Annotated in this window: 6 protein-coding genes; 2 read left to right on the top strand and 4 right to left on the bottom strand. The window is 45.9% G+C overall.

Annotated elements, in window-relative coordinates:
- Positions 1-291: 291 nt before the first annotated feature.
- Both AC5OW4_RS14485 and AC5OW4_RS14480 read left to right on the top strand, forming a co-directional pair.
- Positions 292-759, top strand: a complete 468-nt coding sequence (locus tag AC5OW4_RS14485; protein ID WP_493677141.1) for a hypothetical protein — start codon at positions 292-294, stop codon at positions 757-759.
- A gap of 87 nt (positions 760-846) precedes the next feature.
- A complete protein-coding gene (locus AC5OW4_RS14480) occupies positions 847-1,791 on the top strand; it encodes a S24/S26 family peptidase (RefSeq protein ID WP_493677140.1) in 945 nt (314 codons plus the stop codon).
- 42 nt (positions 1,792-1,833) lie between these two features.
- On the opposite strand, the gene AC5OW4_RS14475 is transcribed toward AC5OW4_RS14480, so the two are convergent.
- From AC5OW4_RS14475 to AC5OW4_RS14460, 4 genes are all read right to left on the bottom strand, one after another.
- Positions 1,834-2,097 (bottom strand): helix-turn-helix domain-containing protein, encoded by a 264-nt coding sequence (locus AC5OW4_RS14475; RefSeq protein WP_308560235.1) that lies wholly within the window; start codon positions 2,095-2,097, stop codon positions 1,834-1,836.
- A 465-nt stretch (positions 2,098-2,562) separates the two neighbouring features.
- Entirely contained in the window at positions 2,563-3,003 is a 441-nt protein-coding gene (locus AC5OW4_RS14470; protein WP_072683661.1) for a peptidylprolyl isomerase, read from the bottom strand.
- Between the two features lie 57 nt (positions 3,004-3,060).
- Complete coding sequence (locus AC5OW4_RS14465) at positions 3,061-3,552, bottom strand: GNAT family N-acetyltransferase (RefSeq protein ID WP_493677139.1); 492 nt, start codon at positions 3,550-3,552, stop codon at positions 3,061-3,063.
- 8 nt (positions 3,553-3,560) lie between these two features.
- On the bottom strand, positions 3,561-4,681 hold a 1,121-nt coding region (locus AC5OW4_RS14460), incomplete at its 5' end, for a DUF885 family protein (RefSeq protein WP_493677138.1).

Here is a 4,681-nt window from a genome sequence, read left to right as displayed (position 1 = left end):
AGGAACGGCAAAATTTTTTGCACTTCTATTGCTTCTTTATCACACATAAGCAAACGGGCAATGTCTCTCGTCATTTGGTCTGGATCGAACGCCAGCGGCATACCTTATCCAACGAAGCCAAGCTCTTTCTGGATTTGTTTTGTTCATCACTTGCGGTATAACGTTATTTTACTAAGGTATATTTTCACAAAAAGCATAACCAGGCTATACTTTATTGGTATTACTCTCTCCTCTTTTTCCCCATTATAATAAAGATGTAAACATATTCTAATTAAGAGGAGGAATATTATAATGAAGAAAAAAGCGATTCTTGGTTTCATGACCGGTGCGGCGATCGTCGCGGCGACCACGGGGTCTTATGCAGCATGGGATAAACTCGAAGCTACAACGGGCGCTAAAACAATCTCCATTAGAACGCCAATAACAGTAACTGCATCATTAGCAGAGCCAACAACAAACGACACGATTGGAGGGGATCTTACTTACAGTACTTCTATCACTGTTAAAGCAAACGACGTGCCAACTGGAAAAACTGCTGAATGGACATTTGAGCCAGTAGTTAAAAACGGGGAAACACCTGTTGATAATGTTGCAGTGAATATTGATGGAACTGTAAATAATAAAGCTGACGCAAGTGGAGATAATCAAACATTTAACATTACTGTTACTCCAGATGAGAATAGCGCAAATGTACTTGGAGGACAAAATTTAACAGTGGAAGTTAAAGCATCTTTAGCAGAAAAACAAACTAGCAATTAAAAAGCCATCTTCGGATGGCTTTTTTAAAAGTATCTTTGATTCTAACCTGAATACTGATAAAATAGAGATAACTGCGGAGATGTTAATATGGGGACAAAGAAAAAGTTGAAAGTGAAACCAAAAATAGTAAACTGGGTATTCCGATTTATTTCTTTTGTCTTGTCGTGTTATATCTTGGGCATGTTATTCTTTCCCGATACCATGATCAATCTGACCGGTTTTCAATTCTACACTGTCCTTACCGGAAGTATGGAGCCAAAGATTCCAACCTATTCGTTAGTGTTATCCAGAAAAATAAATTCGGACGATGAATTAATCCCCGGGAAAATCATTACCTTCCATGCAAACCGGCTGGGTGAAGACATTGTCTTGACACATACGTTAGCTAAAACCGAAATGCAGGATAATGGTAGACTACGTTATTTTACTCAGGCTTATGCTTATGAAGGATTAGATGATTACGAAACATACCGTCAGGACATCGTCGGCATCTACGTCATGCACGTTCCTTTCCTGGGAAAGATTGTGTTGTTCTTACAGAGTCAGTATGCCTGGTTCATCATTCCGATTGTGGTTGTCATTCTGTTCTTATCGTGGATCGTGGAACTGTTGATGGAGCGCAACGAACTGATCGGCAAGCGCAACGCGGATAAGCTGACTGGCGATCTGAAAGAGATCGAACAGGCGGAGTTCAGCTTTGACAGCACGACCATTCAGAATTCCTTCCTTGTCGTCAAAGGACTGGTCGTTTATTCCGGACAGTGGCAGACACCGATCGCCCGGATCGACTTTATGAATGAGAAATATGAAATTCTCGATACGGCACTGTTGTATCTGCGGCCGAAGAAATCCAAGCTGGAGCACAAGCTGAAGTGGGTAGCGGTGGTCAAATATGACAAGAAGATTAAATATCAGGACGCTCATCTCTACTCTCTGGATTATCCGTTAAGTGAGAAAGAGAAAAAACAGCTGAAGAAAAAGATCAGGAAAGAAAATCGCATGCTGAAAAAATCCAAGTCGAGGGCAGTCTGAAAAAGACTGCCTTTTCGTTGGATTCCTGTTAAAAGCCCGACGTCAGCCGGCGACTTCGCTTTCCTCCTCGACGAATTCATACATGTTCATTTCCTCGAAATCACAGAATTCAGCGATGGTCATATTAAAACCTAACGCTAATTGGTGAATCGTCGCGATTCCCGGATTCTTGGTATGTCCTTTGATGATGTTCTCCAGAGTGGACGTGCTCACACCGGACATTTCGGATAATTTGTAGAATGAAATATTCCCTCTTTGTTTGCATAATTCCCGAATTCTATTCGATATCAATGTGACGTATTCCATAGTTCAGCTTCCTTTCTTTTGTTTTTTGCGGTTCTATGATAGCAACGTGGTTTCCAGATTATTCCCATATATGGCAATAATATTTTTGCAGGTAAATAATTTTGAAAGAATAGCTGAAAAAGAGAACGAAGAATTATTACGTAAACTAAAGATAAGTAGAAATTTCAAATAACATTTATTGCGAAAGAAGGAGGTAAAAAATAAATTTATCATTTTTTCATTTCTACTAATTTCAATTAAATAGGAATTACATCCTCTATCATAATCAATTTTTACAGATAATAAATACATTGTTTATTTCAAGTTTTTCATGAATTTATTCATTTTTTGATATATATTTTTTATGATGCCTGAAAACTTAGGAATATAACTGCCGGCAAGAAGGAAATCAGACTCGGCCAAAGAAAAACTCTGCTTCTCCCGAAATCCTTGCTTTGGGAGAAGCAGAGTTAAATTAAAGATTGATTATTCTTCAGTGATCTCCACCTTGGTCATGACATCGCCGTTGCGCATGGCACGGACAGCGCCGAGGTTGTCCGTCACCTGACCGAAGACCGTATGCACGCCGTCCAGATGCGGCTGCGGATCATGACAGATGAAGAACTGGCAGCAGCCGGTATCCTTGCCGCGGTGAGCCATCGACATCGCGCCCGCGATATGCTTGTGCGGATTGTTTTTTGTTTCGCAGGGAATCGTGTAGCCCAGATCGCCCGCGCCGGTGCCGTAAGGGCAGCCGCCCTGGGAAACGAAATGCGGAATGACGCGGTGGAAAGTCTTGCCGTTGTAATAACCTTCCTTAATCAGCTTGACGAAGTTGGCGACGGTGATCGGCGCTTCGTCCGGATACAGCTCAAACGGAATTTCCGCTCCGTTGGCCATCGTAATTTTACCTTGAATTAAACCCATAATTTGTTCGCTCCTTTTCTTTCCTTCTTATTCTACTCTATTTTCAAAATCCTTGCATTAAGATTCGCAGGTCAGCCGGTACCGCACAACGATCTGCGGCGTACCCATGTCTAACGTCTTTTCCACAGGCTCGGCCGTAAATCCGCAGTGTTCATAAAACTGGCGGGCCTGGACATTCGACTTGAGAACCCACAGGACAATTATGGAATAGCCGCGCTGGCGCAGCTGATCAATTCCTGCCTGCATCAGCTGCTTGCCGATCCCCTGACGTTGAAACTGGGGCAGCAGATACAGCGCCACGATCTCGCCCAGCAGTTCACCGTTGTTTTCTTCCCTGCCGATCCGGCAGAAACCAACGATCTTGTCCGCCTGTTCTGCCAGCCAGATCTCCGCGCAGCCATTTCGCTTAAACGTTTCCAAGCTGCGCTGAAGGGTGCGGGTTTTCAGGAATTCGGGGTCGATCAGCCCGGCATACGCGGCCTGCCAGCTCAGTGCGTGAACTTCTGCCAGACCCTGGGCATCCTGCGGACTGGCTTGACGGATTCTCATTACATCCCTCATTTCTGGGATTGGATATACGTCTGAACGTCTTGTTCAATCAAGTCAAACGGACGCGGACCGTTATCCAGAATCACGCTGTAAAAGACTTTCTGATCAAACCGATCCGACAGGGCTTCGCGGGCTTGATCGCGCAGCTGTTCCATCTTCATTTCACCCACGCCGTATGGAAGCAGCACACCTGGGTTGGCAACCAGCTGAGGATAAATCTGTGCCGTTGCGTCTTCATAGCCGAAATTGCTCAGATAGCTTGTCAAATCCGCTTCACTCCAGCCTAAGCCATTCACCCCCATATCGCACAGGGATTGCAGATAGTAGCCGAACATCGCGTTGATCTGCAGGGCTTCGATCAGATTTTCATCGTCGATGCCCAGCCAGCGGTAAGCTTCCAGCGCGATGATTTCAGCCCAGCCTTCCGCGTAGGCAGTTTCCGAAAGGACACGGCGGATCGGGTGAGGATCGGTATTCTGAAAATAGTTATGTTGGTAACAATGTCCCGGAAAGCCTTCGTGCGCCAGCGTAGTCCACAGCGTTTCGGCCTTGTCGGCATAGGCGGGATTGACCTTCATGATATTTTCCGTTTTCTGATCCAGCGGCGGGATCAGATAGTAGGCGATCGTATTCTCGCTGGCGATACTGGCATCAAGGAAGCTGACGGTATAGCGGATCGAGGGAATTTCCGGCACCACTTCCGTCATTTTCTTTTCAAATTCCGCTAACAGCTCCGCCGCTTCGACGGTCGGGAATTCCACAGCTTCCAGCTTCTCCAGCAGGCTTGGATCCTGCTGGGCCAGCGTCTGCATGCGCTGCAGCTTCTGAATCAGGAAATTCTCCAGCTCACTGGCCAGCTCCATGATCGTCTGATCGGTTCCCGTTTTGGCTTGCATCAACAGCTGGTAATAAGCGCGTCCCTGCTCGCCATACGCTGCCGCCAGACCGCCCTGCCCCTTGGCGCTGCCGCGCAAGGCTTCCAGTTCTTCCCGGACATGACGGTAGCTTGGCAGATAGGTTTCCTTCATCAGCGTTTCATTCTCGTTGGCATAGCGCTGACGCTGCTCGTCGCTCAGGCTGTCAATCGCGGCCAGCTTTTCCTCAAAATTAACGATCAGGGCATTGTCGT

This window comes from Holdemania sp., from assembly GCF_986127675.1.
The sequence above is the reverse complement of the archived record's forward strand: the minus strand, read 5'-3'. Positions and strand labels throughout refer to the sequence as shown.

Bases quoted from the DNA above. Each gene is read 5' to 3' on its own strand.
- AC5OW4_RS14485 (WP_493677141.1), top strand. From the start codon at position 292: ATGAAGAAAAAAGCGATTCTTGGTTTCATGACCGGTGCGGCGATCGTC.
- AC5OW4_RS14480 (WP_493677140.1), top strand. From the start codon at position 847: ATGGGGACAAAGAAAAAGTTGAAAGTGAAACCAAAAATAGTAAACTGG.
- AC5OW4_RS14475 (WP_308560235.1), bottom strand. From the start codon at position 2,097: ATGGAATACGTCACATTGATATCGAATAGAATTCGGGAATTATGCAAA.
- AC5OW4_RS14470 (WP_072683661.1), bottom strand. From the start codon at position 3,003: ATGGGTTTAATTCAAGGTAAAATTACGATGGCCAACGGAGCGGAAATT.
- AC5OW4_RS14465 (WP_493677139.1), bottom strand. From the start codon at position 3,552: ATGAGAATCCGTCAAGCCAGTCCGCAGGATGCCCAGGGTCTGGCAGAA.